Consider the following 21,815-nt stretch of genomic DNA (forward strand, 5'->3'; position numbering starts at 1 on the left):
GTCCTCACAGGCACTCAGCCAGTTCATCATCGTGCACGTCGCTCCGCCGATCCCGCCTGTAGTGGGTTAGTCTCAACCCATGGTCACGTTGATACCCCCGCAGCCTGATTTCCATGGTTCCGCCGCCGAGGAAGCCGTGTGGAACGCTCTGAGCGAGCAGCTGCCCGCCGAGGCGACGATGGTTCACGGCCAGCACCTGACCGGAGACGACAAGGACATCGAAATCGACATCCTCGTCCTCTGGCCCGGACTCGGCATCGCCGTCATCGAGGTCAAGGGCGGCCGGGTTGAGATCGAGGACGGGCGATGGATCACCACAGACGCGCAGGGACATCGAAACCGGCTCAAGGAGTCTCCACTTCACCAGGCGATGGTCGCCAAGCACAACCTCGTCAAGTACCTCCGTTCCCGGGTCTCGACGATGCCAGGACCCATCAGCCATTTCGCGGTTCTGCCCTATACGCAGCTGCCCAGAGACTGGGACCAGCCGGATGCTCCGCGCCGTCAGCTCGCGGACTCCACGCAGCTCGACTCGCTCGCCGGAGCGATCTCGGCTCAGCTGCGCTACGACTTCGATCCGGAGCGTCACGACCTCTCCGCACCGCATGAGTACGTGCTCAAGAATCTGCGTCGGACCAATCGGGCCGTCGAGAACGTCCGACTGCGGGCCGCGGAGATCTCCGATCGTGCCGATGCCCTCAGCCGAGAGCAGGCGAAGCTCATCCGGATCCTCCGACACCAGAATCGGGCGGAGATCAGCGGCGGTGCCGGCTCGGGCAAGACCTACTTGGCCCTGCTCAAGGCCAGGGCGCTGACTCAAGCCGGACTGCGGGTGGCGCTGATGTGCTATTCCCGCGGCCTCGGACGCTTCCTCCAACTCTTCACCGCCCAGTGGCCGGACAGCGATCGGCCGGCCTTCGTCGGCCTGTTTCATGACCTGCCGGTCTCCTGGGGCGCGGAACCGGGCAGCGATGACGATTCGGACTATTGGGAGCACGAGCTGCCTCTGCGCCTGAAGGACCTCGCCGATGAGCGGCCGCGCAAGAGCCTGTTCGATGCCGTCGTCATCGACGAAGGCCAGGACTTCAGTCTGCTGTGGTGGGAGGCCGTGCAGTCCTGCCTGCGCAACCAGGTCGACGGAACGCTCTATGTCTTCACCGACGAACGGCAGCGGATCTTCGGTCGACAGGGCGAATCTCCGATCACGATGAACCCCATCCAACTCGACGAGAATCTGCGCAACTCCGAACAGATCGTCGCCGGATTCGCCGGATTCGCTCTCGAACGCCCGATCCCCCGCAACGGTCCCGGCGAGGACATCGAATGGGTGGAGACCGACGCAGAGTCGGCCCTCGCCGAGGCGGACGGGCAGGTCGAGGCCCTCATGGATGCCGGATGGGACCCCGGTGACATTGCGCTGCTGACCACGGGCAGCAGACATCCCGTCCAACGCGAGATCGTCGAAGCCGAGGGCACTTCGGCCTACTGGGACCAGTTCTTCGCCGCCGAAGACGTCTTCTACGGCCATGTCCTCGGCTTCAAGGGACTTGAACGCCCCGTGGTCGTGCTGTGCATCAATGGCTTCAGAGACCGGTCACGGGCGATCGACATGCTCTACGTCGGCATGTCGCGGGCGACGACGAAGCTCGTCGTGGTCGGAGACCTGAGCGCCCTCGACCACGACGACGCACCGGGCGCTTAGCCTCCTGCGACCTCGAGCAGGATCTTGCCCATCACCGTTCGCTCGTCGAGCTCTCTGATCGCCGCGGCCGCCTTCGCCAGCGGGTAGGTGGCGTGGATGCGCGGATTCAGCCGTCCCGCCATCAGGTACTCGTCCAGCACCTCCCACTGCCGGGCGATGAGCGAGGGATCGCCGACCGTCGCGGCTCCCCAGGCGACACCGTCGACGGAGATGTTCTTCAGCAGCAGCCGGTTGACTCTGATGCTCGGAATCTCTCCGGCGGTGAATCCGAGCACCAGCAGACGACCGAAGGGCGCGAGCACACGAGTGGAATCCGTGAAGCGATCCCCGCCGACAGGGTCGAAGACGAAGTCGACGCCACCGGGCCGGATCTCCTTGACGGCGTCTTTGAAGCCCTCGGCCGAAACGACCTGCTGAGCTCCCAACTCCCGGACGAACTTCGCCTTCTCCTGCGTCGAGACCACGGCGATGACCTCGAGTCCCATGGCCAGGCCCACCTGCACCGCCGCAGATCCCAAACCGCCGGCGGCGCCGTGGACGAGCAGACTCTGCCCAGACCGGGCTCCGGCTCGCAGGCGCAGCGCGAAGTCGGCCGTGAGCACGTTCATCGGCATTCCCGCACCGTGGGCCAGACTCACGGTGTCGGGCAGGGCCATCACCTGATCGTCACCGGCGACGGCGAATTCGGCGTAGGTCCCGGCTCCGGTGATCGTCGCCACACGATCGCCGACGGCGAATCGCGACCCGGGTCCCGCCTCGGCGACGATTCCGGATGCCTCGGACCCGAGCACGAAGGGCAGCTCGTGCTTGGTCTGATACTGCCCCCGGGTCTGCAGCAGCTCCGGGAAGGTCACACCCGCATAGGCGATCTCGATGAGGACCTCCCTCTCCCCCGGCTGCGGGCGGTCCACCTCGGCCAGCTCGACATCGTCCGGCCCGGTCAGGGCGGCAACTCGAATTGCTTTCATGCTTTCCTCACTGACGGCATCTGAGTCTCGGTTGCGATCGGTTCGGCGGTCGGGACGATGCCCGCACAGCCGATCGATCGTTCCCTCATCACTATCACACCCCGAGGTGAGCGGCATCACGATTTCGGTTTGACTCAACCGCAAACGTTGAATAATCTGAACCAAATTGAACGATTGTTCACTCGGGAGGTCGATGGTGACCGCAGTACCAGCAGGATTCGACGCAGACCGCATCGGGGCGTGGTTCAAAGACAGATTCGACGTCACCGACTTCGACGTCGAGATCATGTCGATCGGTCGGTCGAATCTCACCTTCACGATCACCATCGATGGTCATCCGCGGTGGGTTCTCCGACGGCCCCCACTCGGCCACTCCGGAGGCAGCGCCCACAACGTCGCCCGCGAGGGCAGGATCATGGCGGCCCTGCATGACAGCGATGTCCCGGTCCCGCACGTGATCGACATCGTCGATGATCCCGAGGTGCTCGATGTTCCCTTCGTCTTCATGGACCACTGCCCGGGCTTCGCGATCAACGAACCCGCCGACTGGGCGCGCATCCCGCAGGGGCCCGGACCTGACGACCGGCGCTCATGCGCATTCGGAATGATCGACACCCTCGCCGCCATCCACCAGGTCGACATCGACGAGGTGGGGCTCGGCGATCTGCGTCGCCCCGGTGGTCTCATCGAACGGCAGCTGCGTCGGTGGCTGGGCCAGGTCGAAGCGATCTCCATGCGTGAGACGCCGATGATCCACAGAGTCCACGACGTCCTGCTCGAGGCCATGCCCGATCCGGCGAACAGTCCCGTCGGGCTGGCGCACGGGGACTTCAAACCCAACAATATGATCTTCACGCCGCAGGGCACCGTGGCAGCCGTCGTCGATTGGGAGCTGACTGCGGTCGGCGAGGTGCTCACCGATCTCGGCTACTTCATCGCCATGCTCACCGTCCCCGAGGAGTACACGAGCATCTGGGTGCCGACCCCGCAGGACGGATTCCCGACGAGCGAGGAGCTCATCGAGCGCTATCAGTCGGTCAGCGGTCACGAAGTCCACGACGTCGGCTACTACTCGGCCTTCGCGATGTGGAAGCTCGCATGCATCCGCGAGGGCGTCTACACGCGATTGGCCACGGGCAAGATGGGCGACCTCGACCTCGATCCGGAAACGGCCGGCGCGGGAGTCGAAGACCTCGCGGGCCAGGCGCTGACCCTGCTGGAGACATCATGAGTGCGACGACCTTCGACGGCAGCCGCGCCGTCGTCACCGGTGCCGCCGGAGGCATCGGTGCGGCACTCGCGGGCGAACTCATCGCCCGCGGCGCCTCGGTCGTCCTCGCCGACCTGGCCCCGACGGTGGAGGCGCGGGCACAGGAGCTGGGCCCGCGAGCGCACGCCTGGGTCGGGAACGCTGCCTCGGTGGAGGGGATCGCCGATCTCATCGCCCTCGCCGATGACCGCCTCGGCGGGGTGGACATGTACTTCGCCAACGCCGGCATCATCGGACCCGCCGACCTGGGCGCCTCGGACGCCGACTGGGACACGATCATCGACGTCAACCTGCGCGCGCACGTCCGCGCCGCCCAGGCTCTCGTGCCCCGCTGGCAGAAGGCCGGGCGCGGATATTTCGTCGCCACCGCCTCGGCGGCGGGTCTGCTCACCCAGATCGGGTCGGCCGCCTACAGCGTGACCAAGCACGCCTCGGTCGGCTTCGCCGAATGGCTCGCCCTGACCTACCGAGGCGACGGCATCCGGGCCTCCGTCATCTGCCCGATGGGAGTGGACACGGATTTGCTGCGCGCCGCGGGAGCCTCGGGCCCGGCCCAACGCGCCGTCACCGAGGCCGGTCAGGTGCTCACCCCCGCCGAAGTCGCGAGGATCGCCCTCGACGCAGTCGAAGCGGGCACATTCCTCATCCTCCCCCACCCCGAGGTGCTCGACATGTACCGGATGAAGGGCAGCGACTACGACCGCTGGCTTGCGGGCATGAGCCGCTACCAGGACAGACTCAACGACCAGAACCGACCGAACGAGGAGAGCACGCATGCTGGAGACGACTGAACGCGGACGTGAGTACCAGGAGCGTCTGAGCACGTTCATGGACGAGTTCGTCCACCCGGCCGAGCCGGTCTATGCCGAGCAGATGGCCGCAGCGGACAGCCCGCACACGCAGCCGCAGATCCTTGAAGACCTCAAGGCCGAGGCGAAGAGCCAGGGCCTGTGGAACCTCTTCCATCCCGACCCCGAATGGGGTCCGGGGCTGAGCAACCTCGAATACGCACCCTTGGCTGAGATCACCGGCCGCAGCATCGAGATCGCCCCGGAGGCCATCAACTGCAACGCCCCGGACACCGGGAACATGGAGGTCTTCACCCGCTTCGGCACCGCCGAGCACAAGGAGAAGTACCTGCGCCCGCTGCTCGAGGGCACGATCGCCTCGGCGTTCGCAATGACCGAACCGGCGGTCGCGAGCTCCGATGCGACGAACGTCGAGATGAGCATGGAGGCCACCGACGACGGATTCGTCCTCAACGGCCGCAAATGGTTCGCCTCCAACGGCATGCATCCGAACTGCCGGGTCCTCATCGTCATGGGCAAGACCTCCCCCGACGCCGAGGTGCACCGCCAGCAGTCGATGCTCGTCGTCCCGATCGACGCCCCCGGTGTCACCGTTGTGCGCAACCTGCCGGTGTTCGGCTACCACGACCGGGAGGGCCACGCGGAGATCACGTTCGAGAACGTGCATGTCCCGGCCAAGGACATCCTCAAAGGCGAAGGCGAAGGCTTCGCGATCAGCCAGGCCCGCCTGGGACCGGGCCGGATCCATCACTGCATGCGCGCGATCGGCGCGGCCGAACGAGCACTCGAGCTCATGGTCAGACGTGCCGAATCACGAGTCACCTTCGGCGAGAAGCTCTCCTCCCGGTCGAACATCCAGGACTGGATCGCCGAGGCCCGCATCGAGATCGACCAGGCCAGACTCCTGACCCTGCATGCGGCGGACATGATGGACAAGCACGGCAACAAGGTCGCGAAGAACGAGATCGCCGAGATCAAGGTCGTGGCTCCCGCCATGGCGCTGAAGATCATCGACCGGGCGATCCAGGTCCACGGCGGCGCCGGAGTCACCCAGGACTTCCCGCTGGCGAGCATGTGGGCGCACATGCGCACCCTGCGTCTGGCGGACGGACCCGATGAGGTGCACAAACGCAGCATCGCCCGCAATGAGATCAAGAAGCACCGGTAGCAGCCGACCACTCGGTTCGGCACCCGTTCGATGATGAAGGAAGTGACCCGATGAGCACATGGGCCGACACCCGCCCCTGGCTGAAGACCTGGGGCGAGCTCGCACAGGAACCGCACGTCCTGGAGACCTCCACGCCGCTGGAGGACCTGGCGGCCACAGTCGCCGCATACGGCGGTGAGGAGGCCATCAGCTATTACGGGTTCTCGCTGACATGGTCGGAATTCGACCGCCGTTCGACGGCGTTCGCCGCCTACCTCGACGAACGCGGCATCGGCGCGGGAGATCGGGTCGGCATCTACGACCAGAACACTCCCGCCTTCATGATCGCCACCTACGGGATCTGGAAGGTCGGAGGAGTGGTCGTGCCCCTCAATCCGATGTACCGCGGGGAGCTCGAACACATCTTCTCCGACGCCGAGGTGAAAGGACTGATGGTCTCGAAGGCGGCGTTCCTGAGCCGGGTGGCTCCCTATGCCGCACCCGTGCCGGTCGTCGTGCTCAGTGATGACAGGAGCTGCCAGATCGACGGCCCCGACGAGATCTTCTCGATGTTCGCCGAGCTGCCCGGCGTTCCAGGGGTGAATCCCGGGGCCGATGAGGTTCCGAACCTCCCCGATTTCGAGGCGGTCGTCGCGGAGCTTCTCGACACCGACTTCACTCCGGTCGCTCCGGCACCGGAGGACGAAGCGATCGTCGTCTACACCTCGGGGACCTCGGGCAAGTCGAAGGGCGCGTCGGGAGCTCATGCCTCGGTGTCGAGCAATTCGCGCTATTGCGTGCGCACGGCGACGTTCGAACCCGGCGACGGCTTCCTCACCCTGGCGCCGATCTTCCACATCACCGGATTCATCTGCCAGTTCGTCGCCGGTGTCGCCGGCGGCGCCCGCCTCATCCCCAACTACCGCTTCGACCCCGGTTCGCTGCTCGAGCTCTTCCTCCGGGAGAGGCCGACCTATATGGCCGGACCTGCCACTGTGTATACGGCTCTGCTGTCCCATCCGGCCGCCTCCGCGGAGCACTTCTCCTCGTTCAAGCGCATCATGTCCGGAGGTGCGCCCCTGCCCGAAGGACTGGTGAAGAAGTTCATGGACAGGACCGGGGTCTATATCGGACAGGGATACGGTCTCACCGAGACCTGCGCACAGGTCGCGACTGTCCCACCCGGGCTGCGGGCACCGGTCGACCCCGACAGCGGGAACCTCTCGTGCGGACTGCCGCAGCCGGACACGATGATCCGCATCCTCGATGACTTCGGTGAGGCGCTGGGGCCCAATGAGATCGGCGAGGTCGCGATCTCCGGACCCGAGGTCGTCTCCGCATACATCAACAATGAGAAGGCCACAGCCGAGCAGCTTCCCGGTGGAGAGCTGCGCACCGGCGATGTCGGCTATATGAACGAGGACGGGTGGCTCTTCATCGTCGACCGGAAGAAGGACATGATCAACGCCTCCGGCTTCAAGGTCTGGCCGCGCGAGATCGAAGACGTCCTCTACACTCATCCGGCGATCCAGGAAGCTGCCGTCGTCGGCATCCCCGACGAGTACCGAGGCGAGAGTGTGGCTGCGTTCGTGACGCTGCAGTCGGGGCCCGAGGCCGATTCGGTCAGCGAAGCCGACATCGTCGAGTTCTGCCGCGAGAAGCTGGCCTCCTACAAGGCACCGCGCCAGGTGACCTTCATCGAGGAGCTGCCGAAGACGAGTTCGGGCAAGATCCTGCGGCGCACGATCCGGGCGGACGCCGTCGCCGCCGCACAGGAAGCGAGGGCCGCGGCGAGCTCCTCGGAGTGAGGCGGGCGCTCAGTCTGAGCGATCGTTCGATTGCTTCTGAAGGAGCGAAGAAGTAGCGTTCTTACTCGTGGGGTCGACAGCACCGCCGACCATGAGATCCACGATGCAGAGCGAAGAAGGTGTTTCGGACATGAGCGATTGGTTCGAGTCTCGGCCGTGGCTGGCGACGATGGGGGACGAAGCCGTCCGCCCGTACAAATTGGAACCTTCGACCACCTTGGCCGATCTGGCAGGCACGGTCGAACGCCACCGAGACGAGATCGCCCTGAGCTACTACGGCTTCTCACTCACCTGGGGCGAATTCGACCGTTACACCTCGGCCTTCGCTCTATTCCTCACCGAGCAGGGCATCAGGGCCGGCGACCGAATCGGCATCTACGAGCAGAACACTCCCGCCTTCATGATCGCCACCTACGGCATCTGGAAGGCCGGCGGCAGCGTGCTGCCTCTCAATCCGATGTATCGCGGGGAACTCGAGCACATCTTCGAGGCGGCGGAGGTCCGGGGCCTCGTCGTCTCGAAAGCCGCCTATCTCGACCGCGTCAAGCCCTATGCCGATGCTCTGCCCCTGGTCGTGCTCAGCAATGACCTCGACTTCCAGATGGATGGACCCGAACGCGTCTTCGGAAAGTTCGCCGCACTTCCCGAGGTTCCCGAGCGCTTCGACTTCCGCACCGTCGTCGAGGAGCGTCTCGGTCCCGAGTTCACCCCGCACACTCCTTCGCCCGAGGACACCGCTCTTGTCATGTTCACCTCCGGCACCTCGGGTAAGCCGAAGGGAGCAACGCCGACTCATGCGAACCTGTCGAGCAATTCCCGGCAGGCAGTGCGCACTTCGCATTTCGCTCCGGGCGAGGAAAGCTATGCGACGCTGGCTCCGCTCTTCCACATCACCGGATTCGTCAGCCAGTTCCTCTCGGCGGTCGCCGGAGGTGCTCGGCTCATCCTCAACTATCGCTTCGATGCCGGTGCGATGCTTGAACTGTGCCTTTGCGAGAAGCCGACCTTCATGGTCGGCCCCGCCACCGTCTTCACCGCGATGTTGGGACATCCTGACTTCACGAAGGACCATTTCGCGTCGTTCAAGCGGGTCAAGTCCGGTGGCGCTCCCCTGCCCGAAGGCCTCGCCATCAGGTTCGAGGAGAAGACAGGCCTCTACCTCGGGCAGGGCTATGGTCTGACCGAGACCTGCGCCCAGGCCGCGAGTGTCCCGGCCGGTCTGCGAGCTCCGGTCGATCCGGCCAGCGGAAATCTCGCCTGCGGACTGCCGCAGGCGGACACGATGATCCGAATCCTCGACGACTCCCGACAGCCCCTCGGCCCCGATCAGGTCGGCGAGGTCGCGATCTCGGGGCCGGCCGTCGTCCCTGCCTATCTCAATGACCCCGAAGCGACGGCCTCCGAGATCCCGAATGGAGAGCTGCTCACCGGCGATGTGGGCTTCATGGACGAGGACGGGTGGCTCTACATCGTCGATCGGATGAAGGACATGATCAATGCCTCCGGATTCAAGGTCTGGCCTCGTGAAGTCGAGGATGTCCTCTACACCCACCCGGCCATCCAGGAAGCCGCCGTCATCGGTCTCCCCGACGACTACAGGGGCGAAGACGTCGCCGCATTCGTCACCGTCCGTCCCGGCGCCGAGGCGAGTGCCGAATCGATCATCGCCTACTGCCGCGAACACCTCGCCGCTTTCAAAGCACCCCACCAGGTGACCTTCATCGAGGAACTGCCGAAGACGAGCTCCGGCAAGATCCTGCGCCGCACGATCCGCGCGGATGCCGTCGCCGCGGCCGAGGCAGCGAGAGAGCAGGCTAGCGCCTCGGAGTGACCTGAGTTCCTCAAGAAGAGAGTTGCGGAAACAGGCACGGGCGGCCGTCTCGATGCTCGGCGATGTCAATCCGCCGGCAATTTCGCATGTGTGCCATCAGCGACACACTGATGCGGGAAGTTCTAGACGGAAGCTTCCGTTGCACTTATCTCTGCCGCAACGCTTCTGAGATGGTCCTGCATTGCGCTGGCAGCCGCCTCCGCGTCTTGACTGCAGATTCCATCGATTATTGACAGGTGCTGGGGCAACGACTGGGCAGGCCGGTCCGGTCTCTGCGCGAGCCTGTACTGGTAGCGGACGGCCTGGCTTCTCAGCCGGTTGATCGTCTCGGCAGCAACCTGCTGGCCACTGACCTTGATGATGAGCGCGTGCAGTTCCGTGTTTCCAGCAGAATAGGCGTCCCGGTCGCCGCGCTCCACGGCCTGCGTCATCCGCCTGCCGATATCACGCAACAGTTCGATTTCCGATTGAGATACCCGTTCGGCGGCCTTTCGCGCACACAATGATTCGAGTGCCCCTCTGACCTCAGTGATCTCAACTGCTTCATCCGGTGAGACGGCACGCACACGCGCACCTCGATTCTGCACTCGCTCAATCAGCCCTTCCGAACTCAGCTCGGTCAGGGCGATTCTCACGTTGCCCCGCGAAGCACCGTACTCCGCGGCCAGATCCGCTTCGACCAGCCGCTGATTGGGCACAAGCTGTCCGCTCATAATGGCATCACGAAGCCGACGACCCAGTTCAGCAGCCGTCATTCGGGGCACGGCTTTCGACTGTGCGTTCGGTTCTGCCGACGATGCCTCAGGTGAGACGCCCATTCTTACCCTTCCCACAATCTACGTGAACTCAACTTCCACAGACTATCTGGTGGTGAAGGCGAACGATGATTCCGGTCGCGATTGTCAACAATATTGTTAACATGTAGAGTCTCTTACATCAGCGACGATAGCTACGTCAGAAAGGCGACAATGATGTCCTTTGCACCAACTCCAGGTTGGTTGGACTGGGAACGCAACCGAACTCAGTCGAAGACCGTGCTTCCCGAGGGAAGCATCGACTCGCACTGCCATGTCTTCGGACCGGGTGAGGTATTTCCTTTCGCCCCGACACGAAAATACACACCCTGCGATGCCTCAAAGGCAGACCTGTTCCGGCTCCACCAGGATCTCGGAATCGCACGGCGAGTGGTTGTCCAAGCCACCTGCCACGGCACCGACAATGCAGCCCTGATAGACGTTCTCGCCAGCGCTCCCGCCTCAACCCGTGGCGTAGTATCAGTCTCTTCGGACATCACGGAAGAGGAACTCTCAGGGATGCACGAACAGGGGGTTCGCGGTGTACGTTTCAACTTCGTCAAGAGACTTGTGGACCATTCTCCGTACGACGAGCTCTCGCTCATCGCAGAGAAGATCAAAGCGTTCGGTTGGCATATCGTCATCTACTTCGAAGCCGCCGACCTGCCCGAGCTCGAAGGCTTTCTCGCCGGACTGCCAGTGCCTCTCGTCATCGACCACATGGGCCGACCAGATGTCTCCGCATCGGCAGCTGACGCCGAGTTCTCTCGCTTCATCTCATTTGTCGACCGCACATCGGCGTGGGTCAAAGTCAGTTGTCCGGAGCGACTCTCCCAATCAGGGCCATTTGCCGTAGCAGGCAACACACGTATCTACGAAGACGTTGTGCCATTCGCGCGCAGGGTCATCGCTGAATTTCCGGACCACGTGCTGTGGGGCACCGACTGGCCACACCCGAATCTCAAGACCCACATGCCCGACGACGCTGTCCTGCTGAACTACCTCACTGAGATCACGGAATCGGATGCACAGCTGCGCCGACTCCTGGTCGACAACCCAAACGCCCTCTATTGGGCCTGACCTCTTCCGAATTGAGCGTACTGAACCATGGAGACGACGAACTCGGCCAATAGAATCAACCGGCTGCCCATCACCCGATTCCACAAAGTCATCATCGTGGTGGTGGCGGTGGCCTACTTCTTCGAATTTGCCGATATCAATACCTTCTCGACGACAGCTCCCAAGATCGCACTGGTCTGGGGGCTGGACGTCAATCACATTGCCTACATCACATCAATCTCGTTTATTGGCATGTTCATCGGATCGCTCGGCGGCGGATGGCTGGCAGATCGAGTCGGGCGGAAGGGAGCATTCCTCTACACAACCCTGTGGTTTTCGATCTTCTCCGCCGGAACAGTGTTCGCCTGGAATGTCTATGCGATGGGAATCCTGAGATTCCTCACCTGTGCCGGCTTATCTGCAATGACTGTCGTCGCCGTCATCTATGTCAACGAGATCTTTCCCGCAAAGGTCCGCGGAAAATACTTGGCATACGCCATGGTGATCGGCATCTGCGGCACTCCCGCGACCAACCTCATAGCAAGTGCGGTCGTGCCGATCAGCGACTGGTCTTGGCGTCTTGTCTTCCTGTGGGGCACGCTCGGCGTCGTAATCATCTTCATGTTTCGGTACCTGCCAGAGTCGCCGCTGTGGCTTGAGAGCAAACGACGCTTCGCCCGCGCCGAGGACGTCCTGAGAGAAATGGAAACCAAGGTTTCGGATTTCTCAGGTGAACCTCTCCCCCGACCGCTGGCCCCAGTCGCCGAGGTTCGCGAACAGAAGAAGTCCGGCTTTCGCACCCTCTTGCAGCGGCGCTACTTCGTTCCCCTGCTCGTGCTTGCAGTCCTGTGGGTGACGCAGACAGTCGGATTCTTCGGTTACTCAAGCTGGGCGCCGACGCTCCTGTCGAAACAGGGCATCAGTGTAGAGGACTCGATTCTCTACGTCGCGCTGGCCACGATCGGAGCACCGCTTGGTTCGCTCCTGGCGGCCTTCGTCACCGACAAGTTCGAACGCAAATGGCTGCTCGTCATCTTCGGAACGACTATCGGTCTCTCGGGACTGCTCTACGGCCTCACATTTAACCCAATCATGATCGTCGTATTCGGCTTCTTGGTGAATATGTTCGAACGAGGCTACACATCCTTGGCCTACGCCTACTCTCCCGAGCTGTTCGACACCCGCACCAGGTCGCTGGGAACCGGCATCGCCTACGGTATCGGCCGTCTGTCCAACGCGGTCGGCCCATTGGTCATCGCTTCGCTGTACACATCTTCGGGGTACGCATCGGTGTTCGTATTCATTGCGGCCACCTGGGTGCTCGGAGCAATCGTGCTTGCCCTGTTTGGCAAGAACACCAAAGTGGCACCCGTCCAGAATGGCGAAATCCTCCTCGAGGCACCTGCTAACTCACCGATTGGGGACAAGCAATGAATCCAACTGACAACGCGCGTCAACTCTTCACATCTCGAAGCGACCAGACTGCGCTCCGGATGTGCCTGATGCGCGGAGGCACTTCCAGGGGGGCCTTCTTCCTCGGGCCCGATCTACCTGCCGATGTCGAGAAACGCGATCAGATTCTTCTGTCTGTGATGGGCAGTCCCCATCCGCTCCAGGTCGACGGGATCGGGGGCGGGAACTCACTGACAAGCAAAGTAGGCATCGTCTCCCAATCGCCGCTTCCAGAAGTAGATCTCGATTTCGAATTCGCGCAGCTGCAACCCGACGCCTCGTCGGTACAGACCACCGCCAACTGCGGGAACATGCTCGCCGCGGTCGCCCCATTTGCTGTCGAGACAGGGCTTATCGTTCCGAGCTCGGACACGACAGAAGTCACCGTAAGAACCACCAACACGGGCCTCATTGCCACCATCTCGATCCGAACGCCTCAAATTCCCGGTGATGATCGACGAACAGTCAGCTATGACGGATCTACTGAAATCGATGGTGTCAGTGGGGGGTCGAGTCCAATATCGATCATGTTCGTCAATACTGCGGGTTCAATAGCGCCGGGCCTGTTGCCGACTGGTAGGCCGATCGACTCTCTCAACCTTCCGAGCGGCGACAGTATCGAAGGCACAATGATTGACAACGGCCAACCACTGGTCTTGCTGCGGGCTCGCGACCTCGGGGTCGACGGCACAGAGACTCCTGACGAACTCATGACGTCCAACGACCTTGGGGAAAAGATCGAGCACCTTCGGCTCGAAGCAGGTCGAATGATGGGCCTCGGCGATGTGAAGGACAAAAACTACCCGAAGATGACCCTTCTCTCGCCGCCTACGCAGGGCGGCGCCATCGCGACGAGGAGCTTCATTCCACGCACAGTTCACCAATCGATCGGGGTCCTAGCGGCACTGACAGTGGCAACTGCTGCTTGCATGGACGGAACCATTGCTCATCCGCTTGCCGACTCAGGAGACGGGGATCAACGCACTCTTAAGATCGAGCATCCCAGCGGAGTATTTCCGGTCGACCTCCACATCCACGAGGGCCACATCATTCGGGCCGGGCTGACCAGAACAGCTCGCATGATCATGGCGGGTCAGGTCCTGGTCCCCAAACAAGTCTGGGCTCCGGAGCACAGCACGTCAGATAGCCGCATAGAAAGAACACATAGTTGATCATCGACTGCCACGGACACTACACAACTGCGCCATCTCCGCTCGGTGATTGGAGGGATGACCAGATAGCCTCGCTTGACAATGGGCCGATGCCACACGCGAGCGGACCTGAGATCAGCGATGACGAGATTAGAGAATCTCTTGAGGGCAATCAGCTGAAGCTGATGGACGAGCGCGGAATAGACCTGACAGTCTTCTCTCCCCGCGCGTCATTCATGGCTCACCACCTCGGTGACTTCTCGGCATCCAGCGCCTGGGCACGTATATGCAACGACCTATGTTCGCGAGTGTCTCGTCTGTACCCTGACCGGTTTGCCCCGGCGATTATGCTCCCCCAGTCCCCCGGCGCCGATCCTGCCAGCTGCATTGAGGAGATCGACCGGTGCGTAAATGAGCATGACGTAGTGGCACTCAACATCAATCCTGACCCTTCCGGCGGCCATTGGACCTCGCCCCCGCTGACAGACGAATCGTGGTTTCCGATCTACGAAAAGATGATCGAGCACGGACTGCCGGGGATGGTCCACGTATCGACATCCGTCAATCCTGCGTTTCACACGACGGGTGCCCACTATCTCAATGCCGACACAACTGCGGTCATGCAGCTGATCGAGGGAGACCTCTTCGGCAGATATCCCGAACTCCGGCTCGTCATACCTCATGGCGGTGGTGCTGCCCCATATCATTGGGGACGTTTCCGCGGGCTGGCACAGGCGCTCGGGAGGCCCGATCTTGAGCAGCACATTCTCGGGAACGTGTACTTCGATACCTGTGTCTATCACCAGCCGGGGATCGACGAGCTCCTTTCAGTCATCCCCATCAAGAACATTCTCTTCGCTTCGGAGATGATCGGAGCCGTGAGGACTGTAGATCCGACTACGGGCTTCAATTTCGACGACACTGTCCGATATATCGACAATGCCGACTTGGACAAAGAGGAGCGCGCGGACATCTTCGAGCACAATGCTCGGCGGGTCTACCCGCGGCTCGAGGCGCGAATTGCCTCATACTCGCGTCGAACATCGACGCAGCACGTCTAGACCAAAACACTCACAATATCGCCGTCAGCACCTCAGGGTCATCGGCAGCAAGGGAAGTCACCATGTTCGACCTCGGCAAAGTCCATACGAAGATCGCTCGCCCCGATCCTGAAGACGTCAGGCGTTTGAGTGCGTTCGGAGTCGCCACCGTCCATGAGGCACTGGGGCGCGTGGGTCTGATGAGACCCTATATCCGACCGATCTACCCCACCGCCGAGTTGTGTGGCCCAGCGGTGACAGTGCTCTTGCAACCTGGCGACAATTGGATGATGCACGTCGCAGCCGAACAAGTGCAAGAGGGGGATGTCGTCGTCGCCGCATGCACCACCGAGAGCGAGGACGGCTTCTTCGGCGAGCTCCTCGCTACCTCGCTTATTGCCCGCGGCGGCCGCGGCTTGGTGATAGACGGGGGATGCCGTGACACGGCCGAACTCGAGGAACTCGGCTTCCCGGTCTTTTCTCGTGCCATCAACGCCAAGGGAACAGTCAAGGCAACGCTCGGCTCAGTCAATGTCCCCGTTATCTGTGCAAACGCCTTGGTGCATCCCGGCGATGTCGTCGCCGCCGATCGCGACGGGGTTGTCGTGGTGCCCCGTGCTCGAGTTGCGGAGGTCGCAGACGCTGCGCAGAAACGAGAAGACAATGAAGAATCCAAACGCCAGCAATTCATGGATGGAAAGCTGGGTCTCGACATCTACGATATGCGTGGGCCACTGGAGAAGGCTGGCCTGCAGTACCTCGACTGAACTGTGTCGAAAAGCAGACAGTCGACAGTCAGCTCAGGCTCACCGTCTTCGCTCCGCCGAGGCGGGCGAAGCGGTCGGGCTGGCAGGTGAGCAGGATGACCTGGGCGCTCTGACCGACGGTGCTGAGGATGACGTTGAGCGCGTTGAGGCGCTCGGCATCGGCGAAGCCGAAGGCGTCATCGAGGACCACCGGTGCCCCCGCGTCCCCGTCGACAAGGGTCGCGACCGCGAGTCGGCCGATCAGCGCCAGCTGCTCCCTCGTCCCGCCGGAGAGCGACTCGAAGGGAACAGTCTGCTCACCCAGGGTGCGGGAGACGATCTCGAGATCCTCGGAGACCTCCACTGACAGCCCCTGCCCGAAGACGAGTCGGCCGAGCTTCTCGATCTGCTCCTTGAAGGGAGCAACGTACTTCCGCTGCGCTTCGTCCTTGTGCTTGAGCACCGTGGAGCGCAGCAGGTCGATCGCCGTGGCCTGCCGTTCCAATCGCGTCTGCTTCTTCTGGGCCGACTCCAGTTCCTCTTCGGCTGCCTTGAGTCTGTCGTAGATGCCTTCGCTCGCCCGATCGTCGATGAGAGCAGAAAGCCGATCGACCTCCTGCCGGACCTCTTCGCGCTGGGTCTCCTTGCTGCCGACGAGCTGGCGCACATTCTGCAGCTGCATCTCCAGCGTCTGCGGATCCGCTGCCTGATAGGACGCCCGAGCCATCTCGACTTCGTCTCTCTCATTCGCCGCGTTCGCGTCGGCCGCTTCAACCGCGGCTTGCAACACCTCATCGGACTCTGCCGAACGCGCAGTCTCGAGGCTCGCCGTCAGCCGATCGCGCTGAGTCCGGGCCTCCTGCAGACTGGTCTGAGCTCGAACCGTTTCGACTCGCGCCTCGTCCCGGGAGGCGCGACTGCGGTCGAGGCGGAGACGGGAGGCATCCACTTCGGACTGAGCCTCGTCGGTGTCCTTCTCCGCAGCGGCAACAGCTGTCTCCAGATCCGCCAATCGTAGGCCGCTCTCATCCGGGCTGTCGCCGCGGTCAGCGTGGTCAGCGACCTCGCCTTCGTCCCCATCGGAGCTTTCTCCGCCGGCGAGCTGCTGGGCGCGAGCCAATTTGGCTTCGAGGTCTTCACGCTTCTCGGAATCGAGCAGCACAGCCAGCGTGGAATTCGCCTCGGCCACATCAGCCTCGGCGTCGGCGCGTGTGTGGGATCGTTCCCGCGCCTGTGCCACCGTCTCGACGCCGAGGCGGTCAAGCTCTGCTTCGAATTCCTGTTTCGCCGAGGACAGAGCTCGGTCCAATTCGACCGGTGAGGCGCCGGGGCGCACCGCGATCTCGGTGATGCCCTCGACTCGGATGCTGACGTCTTTGACGGCCGCGAATTCCTCGGTCCTCCCCTCGCCGAGATCGGATCCGTCGACGCTGACCGGCTGGTCTCCGAGCTGCCTGACGTCGATCTGCGCCGCGGCGGCGGTCTTCGCATTCTCCGCGATCCGCACTTCCGTCTCGAGCGAACTCAGCTTCTCGACGTCCTTGCCTGTGACCGTGTTCGACCCGATCGTCGCCTGCGCCCGGCTCTTCTTCTCCTCGTGCTCGCGGATCGCCTCGAGACGGCGGGTGAGGTCGGAGAGTTCGGCTCTGGCGCGGGCCCGAGCCACCGCCTTGGATGCTCTCTTCGCACGTGCTCGAGCGGCATCGAGCACGGTCTGGGCCGCGTCGAGAGCCTTCTGGGCTCCATCGACCTCGGCGTCCTTGTCGCTCTGCGAGGCTTCCAATTCGGTGACCGTCTTGTCCACCGCTGCCACAGTCTCACCGGCGGCAGCGACATCACCGATGAGCGTGGTGCGACGGTCCAGCGCCTCGCGGGCGATCTGGGCGTCGCGGTGGGCGGTCTTCGCATTGTCTTCGGCCCTTTCGAGCACCGCCTTGAGCTCCGCGACTGCCTGCGCTGATTCCTCCGCTGCTTCTCGTTCCTCCACCGCCTCACTCAGTTGCGTGCGGACCGATCCCAGCCGCGCACTCGCTCGAGCATGGTTCTCCACGAGTTCGTCCATCGCCTCGCTGCGTTTGCGCAGTTCGTCGAAGGCGGCCTCGGCGATCGGGACTTGGGCATTCGCGTCCTTGTACTCCCCCGTCTGCTTCCCGGACTTCGTGAAGTGCTTTGAGTATTCGGCTTCGATGCGTTCGAGGAAGTCGTCGTGATCGGCGACCTCGGCGCCCGATTCGCTCAGGGCATTGTGCAGGGCTTTGATTTGGGCCAATGGCGCCTGTGCGAGACTCTCCCCCTGTGCCACGTCGAGGGCGACGAGCAGGTCGACGTCGACCGTCTCTGCAAGGATCGCCAGGAAACGGTCGTGGGCGTCATCGCTGCTCAGCTGCTCCGGACGGGGCCGGATGACGTTGAGCTCGGTGAAGGGCTGCCTGATCCATCGCTTCCGGTACTTGAGTTCGTAGTCTCCAGTGCTCAGGTGCAGCTCGACCTCGGGACCGGCGTCGACTCCGACCGGTTGTGTCTCCTTGATGCTGGCCTTGCGGGAACTGGATTTGTCCTCACGCAGGTGGGTGATGGCCTCATGGATCGAGGACTTGCCGACCTCGTTGGGTCCTTCGACGATGGTCACGCCCTCGGCGAATTCGACCCGCGCGTCCTCGATGCCCCGATAGCTGCGCAGGTGGATGGAATGGAATTTCATGATCCGCTCCTCGCAAACCGGTAGAGCAGGCCCAAAGCATCCTGGGCGGCCGACGCCGACTGGTCCTCCCCGGTGGCCGTTTCGGCCAGCTCATCGAGGCTGGCCTGGAGATATCCGCTCAGGCCCAGACCAGCGAAATCCTCATCGGCGGCGATGACGGCGATGTCGGTGTGCCGTCCCCACTCGGACACCATCGCGAACAGGTCGGAGGCATGGTCGAGGATGTCATCGAGGTGCGCCTTCGCGGCCGTCGACAGGGTTCCCTGCAGGACCAGCCACACGGCCGTTCTGTCCTTATCGGGAATGTCCGAGAGGCGCTGTTCCAACTGGGCGACATCCTCGTCCGAGTTGAGGTCCTCTTCGATGACGACATAGGACCACTGCCCGATGTGGATCTTCTCGACGGATGCCTCATGAGTCTGGGCATCGATGTCGACCAGGAGGATGTTGCCGGGATCGTCTTCCCGTCGCGAGGTCACCTCCGGGGCTCCCGGATACCAGATTCGGTCGTCGACCTCGTAGCTCGCGTGCCGGTCGCCGAGCGCGACGAACTGCGCCCGCCCCTCCCGGAGCACGGCCCTCAACCCGGTCTCATCGATCGTTGCCAACGACTCTCGATCCGGGTCGAGGGAACTCACCGCCCCGTGGCCGGCGATGATGCGCACGGACCCGGGGGCCACCTCGGCGAGGTTCTCCGTCGCCTGGGTGACGAGATCCGTCTGCGGACGCTTGGAGAACCAGGGCGCACCGACTACCTCGATGCCTTCGCTCACCTCGAAGGGTTCGCTGTCACGGAGCACGTGGACGTGCTCGGGTTTCCGGGAGGTGAAGGCCGGGGAGTCGTAGATGGAGGCGGCGTCGAGGGGATCGTGATTGCCCGGCAGCAGGACGACCGGCACGGTGAATGCGGCCAAGACTTCGAAGGTGCGGGCGATGATCGCCCGATCGAGCTGATTGGTTTCGAAGACGTCACCGCAGACGAGGACGAAGTCACACGATTGCTCTGCCGCGATCTGTCCGATCCGCTTGACCGCATCGAGGCGAGCGCGATGAAACCGGGGACGGGCTTCGGCACTGAGATAGTGCGCCGTCATGCCCAGCTGCCAGTCACCCGTGGCGATGAACCTCATCTGCTTCTCCTCGACCTCGGCTCGTCCTCGACACCATCCTATGATTGACTGCCCACCCTACGGATCGTCACTGACACGAGATGTGATGTTCATCATCAGCGATGCGTTCTCGACGGCCGACCACGTCGCCCGTGACCACGCAGGGCTGGCCACCACCTGGGCAGATGGCCGGATCGGAGCGTCCGAGACTCACTCAGCCCCCGCCCCGCAGGAATACGACATCTCAAGTGCGAGACTCGAACCGCAGACTTAGGTTAGGCTGATCAACTGTGAATGCGACAGCTCTGACCGCCACCGACCTCAACCTCGGCTACGACCGCACCCGGGTCGTCCACGACGTCTCCCTGTCGATCACTCCTGGCAGGGTCACGGCTCTCATCGGGCCCAACGGCAGCGGCAAATCCACCGTGCTCCGCTCACTCGCCCGCCTCCATCCCATCTCCACCGGCGAGGTGACGATCCATGCCGACGGCACGGACACCCCCTCCTCTGCGCTGACGGCCAAGGAGTTCGCCCGCGTCGTCACCCTGCTCTCACAGTCCCGGCCGCATCCGTCGGGGGTCAGCGTCCGCGAGGTCGTCGCCTACGGTCGGCACCCGCATCGCAAGCGATTCGCCGCACTCACCGATGCCGACCGCGCCTCCATCGACCAGGCACTCGAGCTCACCGGCACCGCCCGCATGGCCGACCGTCCGGTCGACCAGCTCTCCGGCGGTGAGCTCCAGCGCGTATGGTTGGCGACCTGCCTGGCCCAGGACACCGGCGTCCTGCTGCTCGACGAACCGACGAACCACCTCGATCTGCGCTACCAGGCCGAGATCCTCGACCTCATGCGCGAACTCGCCGAGGACCACGACACCGCGATCGGCGTCGTCCTTCACGACCTCGGCCATGCAGCCACCGTGGCCGATCACGTCGTCCTCCTCGAACAGGGGCGCATCCGCTCGGCGGGCACCTGCGAGGAGGTCTTCACGGCCGAGGACCTCACCGAGGTCTACGGCCTGCCGATCACCACCCGAATCGACGAGGACACCGGACTCGTCCGCGTTGAGGCTCTTCCGAAGCGACGTCGCCGCGCAGCCGCGACCCGCTGACTACGGCACCAACCACACCACCATCCCGATCGGCGAATCCGCCGATCGGCTCAGCAGAAGGAAACCCAGCCCATGACAACCCTGCCGCGAAAGTCCCTCGTCGCCCTCGCCTCGGCGACGGCGATCTGCTCCTTGGCATTGGCCGGCTGCGGAACCACCGACACCGAAGCGCAGGACGCCGAGACGTCGACCGCCTCGACGTCCTGCGCCGACGATTCGACCGCGACCTCCGAGGACCCGGTCACGCTCACCGATGACACGGGCGAGGAGATCAGCCTCGACAAGCCGGCGGCGAAGGTCGTCTCGCTCGAATGGCAGTACACCGAGGATCTGCTGTCCCTGTGCGTCAACCCGGCAGCCGTGGCCGACGCCAAGGGCTTCACCACGTGGGACACCGCGGAGAAGCTGCCCGAGGACACCACCGATGTCGGCACCCGCCAGGAACCGAACGTCGAGACCATCCTCTCGGCCGACCCGGACCTCGTCATCATCGAGGCGACCTCGCGCGATGACAAGATCTCCAAGCGGCTCGAGGAGCAGGACATTCCGGTCATGGCCATGACCGGCGCGGACGGGAAGGACCCCGTTAAGTACATGAAGGACACGTTCTCCACCGTCGCCGAGGCGACCGGCCGGACCGAGCGCGCCGAGTCCGTGCTCGCCGACTTCGACACCAAGGTCGAGGAGTCGAAGAAGGCTCTCGCCGATGCCGATCTGCCGACGAAGGACTTCGTCTACTTCGACGGCTGGGTCAACGGCTCGAACGTCGCCATCCGTCCCTTCGGCCAGGGCTCGCTGTTCGGCGAACTCGGCGAGGAACTCGGACTCAACAACGTCTGGGACGGCGAGGTCGACCCCGCCTACGGACTCGGCCAGACCGACATCGAGGGAATCTCGAAGGTCGGCGACGCGAACTTCTTCTACACCGGCACCGAGGATCCGGAATCCGAGGACTACGTCGAGCTGCTGAAGAAGAACGACATCTGGGCGAACATCCCCGCCGTCAAGGATGACCGCACCTATGCCTTCCCGGCCGGCATCTGGACCTTCGGTGGACCCAAGTCCTCGGAGCAGGCCCTCGATGCCTATGTCGACGCTCTGACCAAGTAGTCC

Annotated in this window: 18 protein-coding genes; 14 read left to right on the plus strand and 4 right to left on the minus strand. The window is 63.4% G+C overall.

Annotation, left to right across the window (positions count from 1 at the left end):
- The first annotated feature begins 79 nt into the window (after positions 1 to 79).
- On the plus strand, positions 80 to 1,702 hold the full coding sequence (locus tag ACH82I_RS04555) for an NERD domain-containing protein (RefSeq protein ID WP_413335805.1): 1,623 nt from the start codon (positions 80 to 82) through the stop codon (positions 1,700 to 1,702).
- Here the strand turns inward: ACH82I_RS04555 and ACH82I_RS04560 are convergent.
- Positions 1,699 to 2,670 carry an NADPH:quinone oxidoreductase family protein gene (locus tag ACH82I_RS04560; RefSeq protein ID WP_413335807.1) on the minus strand — a complete coding sequence of 324 codons (972 nt, stop codon included), beginning with the start codon at positions 2,668 to 2,670 and terminating at the stop codon, positions 1,699 to 1,701. The genes ACH82I_RS04555 and ACH82I_RS04560 overlap by 4 nt on opposite strands.
- A gap of 193 nt (positions 2,671 to 2,863) precedes the next feature.
- Between ACH82I_RS04560 and ACH82I_RS04565 the strand changes: the two genes are divergently transcribed.
- From ACH82I_RS04565 to ACH82I_RS04585, 5 genes are all read left to right on the plus strand, one after another.
- Positions 2,864 to 3,901, plus strand: a complete 1,038-nt coding sequence (locus ACH82I_RS04565; protein ID WP_413335809.1) for a phosphotransferase family protein — start codon at positions 2,864 to 2,866, stop codon at positions 3,899 to 3,901.
- Entirely contained in the window at positions 3,898 to 4,731 is an 834-nt protein-coding gene (locus ACH82I_RS04570; protein ID WP_413335810.1) for an SDR family oxidoreductase, read from the plus strand. Before ACH82I_RS04565 ends, ACH82I_RS04570 begins: the two co-directional genes overlap by 4 nt.
- Entirely contained in the window at positions 4,715 to 5,917 is a 1,203-nt protein-coding gene (locus ACH82I_RS04575; protein WP_413335812.1) for an acyl-CoA dehydrogenase family protein, read from the plus strand. The genes ACH82I_RS04570 and ACH82I_RS04575 overlap by 17 nt, the downstream gene beginning before the upstream one ends.
- A 50-nt stretch (positions 5,918 to 5,967) precedes the next feature.
- A complete protein-coding gene (locus tag ACH82I_RS04580; protein ID WP_230743505.1) occupies positions 5,968 to 7,704 on the plus strand; it encodes a class I adenylate-forming enzyme family protein in 1,737 nt (578 codons plus the stop codon).
- Between the two features lie 130 nt (positions 7,705 to 7,834).
- The gene (locus ACH82I_RS04585; RefSeq protein WP_413335815.1) at positions 7,835 to 9,535 is read left to right on the plus strand and encodes a class I adenylate-forming enzyme family protein; all 1,701 of its coding nucleotides are present in this window, start codon (positions 7,835 to 7,837) and stop codon (positions 9,533 to 9,535) included.
- 122 nt (positions 9,536 to 9,657) lie between these two features.
- Here ACH82I_RS04585 and ACH82I_RS04590 read toward each other — a convergent pair whose 3' ends face one another.
- A complete protein-coding gene (locus ACH82I_RS04590) occupies positions 9,658 to 10,353 on the minus strand; it encodes a GntR family transcriptional regulator (RefSeq protein WP_413335817.1) in 696 nt (231 codons plus the stop codon).
- Between the two features lie 180 nt (positions 10,354 to 10,533).
- Between ACH82I_RS04590 and ACH82I_RS04595 the strand changes: the two genes are divergently transcribed.
- From ACH82I_RS04595 to ligK, 5 genes are all read left to right on the plus strand, one after another.
- Positions 10,534 to 11,409, plus strand: a complete 876-nt coding sequence (locus ACH82I_RS04595; RefSeq protein WP_413335819.1) for an amidohydrolase family protein — start codon at positions 10,534 to 10,536, stop codon at positions 11,407 to 11,409.
- Positions 11,410 to 11,436: 27 nt separating this feature from the next.
- Positions 11,437 to 12,822 (plus strand): MFS transporter, encoded by a 1,386-nt coding sequence (locus ACH82I_RS04600; RefSeq protein ID WP_413335821.1) that lies wholly within the window; start codon positions 11,437 to 11,439, stop codon positions 12,820 to 12,822.
- The gene (locus ACH82I_RS04605) at positions 12,819 to 14,012 is read left to right on the plus strand and encodes a 4-oxalomesaconate tautomerase (RefSeq protein WP_413335822.1); all 1,194 of its coding nucleotides are present in this window, start codon (positions 12,819 to 12,821) and stop codon (positions 14,010 to 14,012) included. The genes ACH82I_RS04600 and ACH82I_RS04605 overlap by 4 nt, the downstream gene beginning before the upstream one ends.
- Positions 14,009 to 15,052, plus strand: coding sequence for an amidohydrolase family protein (locus ACH82I_RS04610; protein ID WP_230743499.1), 1,044 nt, complete (start codon positions 14,009 to 14,011; stop codon positions 15,050 to 15,052). Before ACH82I_RS04605 ends, ACH82I_RS04610 begins: the two co-directional genes overlap by 4 nt.
- Positions 15,053 to 15,114: 62 nt before the next feature.
- Positions 15,115 to 15,798 carry a 4-carboxy-4-hydroxy-2-oxoadipate aldolase/oxaloacetate decarboxylase gene (ligK, locus tag ACH82I_RS04615; RefSeq protein ID WP_230743498.1) on the plus strand — a complete coding sequence of 228 codons (684 nt, stop codon included), beginning with the start codon at positions 15,115 to 15,117 and terminating at the stop codon, positions 15,796 to 15,798.
- A gap of 28 nt (positions 15,799 to 15,826) precedes the next feature.
- Here the strand turns inward: ligK and ACH82I_RS04620 are convergent, their stop codons facing one another.
- Together ACH82I_RS04620 and ACH82I_RS04625 are read right to left on the minus strand one after the other, a co-directional pair.
- On the minus strand, positions 15,827 to 18,478 hold the full coding sequence (locus ACH82I_RS04620) for an AAA family ATPase (RefSeq protein WP_413335824.1): 2,652 nt from the start codon (positions 18,476 to 18,478) through the stop codon (positions 15,827 to 15,829).
- Complete coding sequence (locus tag ACH82I_RS04625) at positions 18,475 to 19,608, minus strand: metallophosphoesterase family protein (RefSeq protein WP_413335826.1); 1,134 nt, start codon at positions 19,606 to 19,608, stop codon at positions 18,475 to 18,477. Before ACH82I_RS04625 ends, ACH82I_RS04620 begins: the two co-directional genes overlap by 4 nt.
- Positions 19,609 to 19,693: 85 nt before the next feature.
- Here ACH82I_RS04625 and ACH82I_RS04630 point away from each other — a divergent pair, with 85 nt between their 5' ends.
- The 3 genes from ACH82I_RS04630 (at position 19,694) to ACH82I_RS04640 (ending at position 21,812) form a co-directional block, all read left to right on the plus strand.
- On the plus strand, positions 19,694 to 19,861 hold the full coding sequence (locus ACH82I_RS04630; RefSeq protein ID WP_413335828.1) for a hypothetical protein: 168 nt from the start codon (positions 19,694 to 19,696) through the stop codon (positions 19,859 to 19,861).
- A gap of 16 nt (positions 19,862 to 19,877) precedes the next feature.
- Positions 19,878 to 20,702 carry an ABC transporter ATP-binding protein gene (locus ACH82I_RS04635; RefSeq protein ID WP_230743494.1) on the plus strand — a complete coding sequence of 275 codons (825 nt, stop codon included), beginning with the start codon at positions 19,878 to 19,880 and terminating at the stop codon, positions 20,700 to 20,702.
- 72 nt (positions 20,703 to 20,774) lie between these two features.
- Positions 20,775 to 21,812 (plus strand): ABC transporter substrate-binding protein, encoded by a 1,038-nt coding sequence (locus ACH82I_RS04640; protein WP_413335830.1) that lies wholly within the window; start codon positions 20,775 to 20,777, stop codon positions 21,810 to 21,812.
- Positions 21,813 to 21,815 lie beyond the last annotated feature (3 nt).

This window comes from Brevibacterium sp. GP-SGM9 (assembly GCF_047300845.1).
Taxonomy (GTDB): Bacteria; Actinomycetota; Actinomycetes; order Actinomycetales; family Brevibacteriaceae; genus Brevibacterium.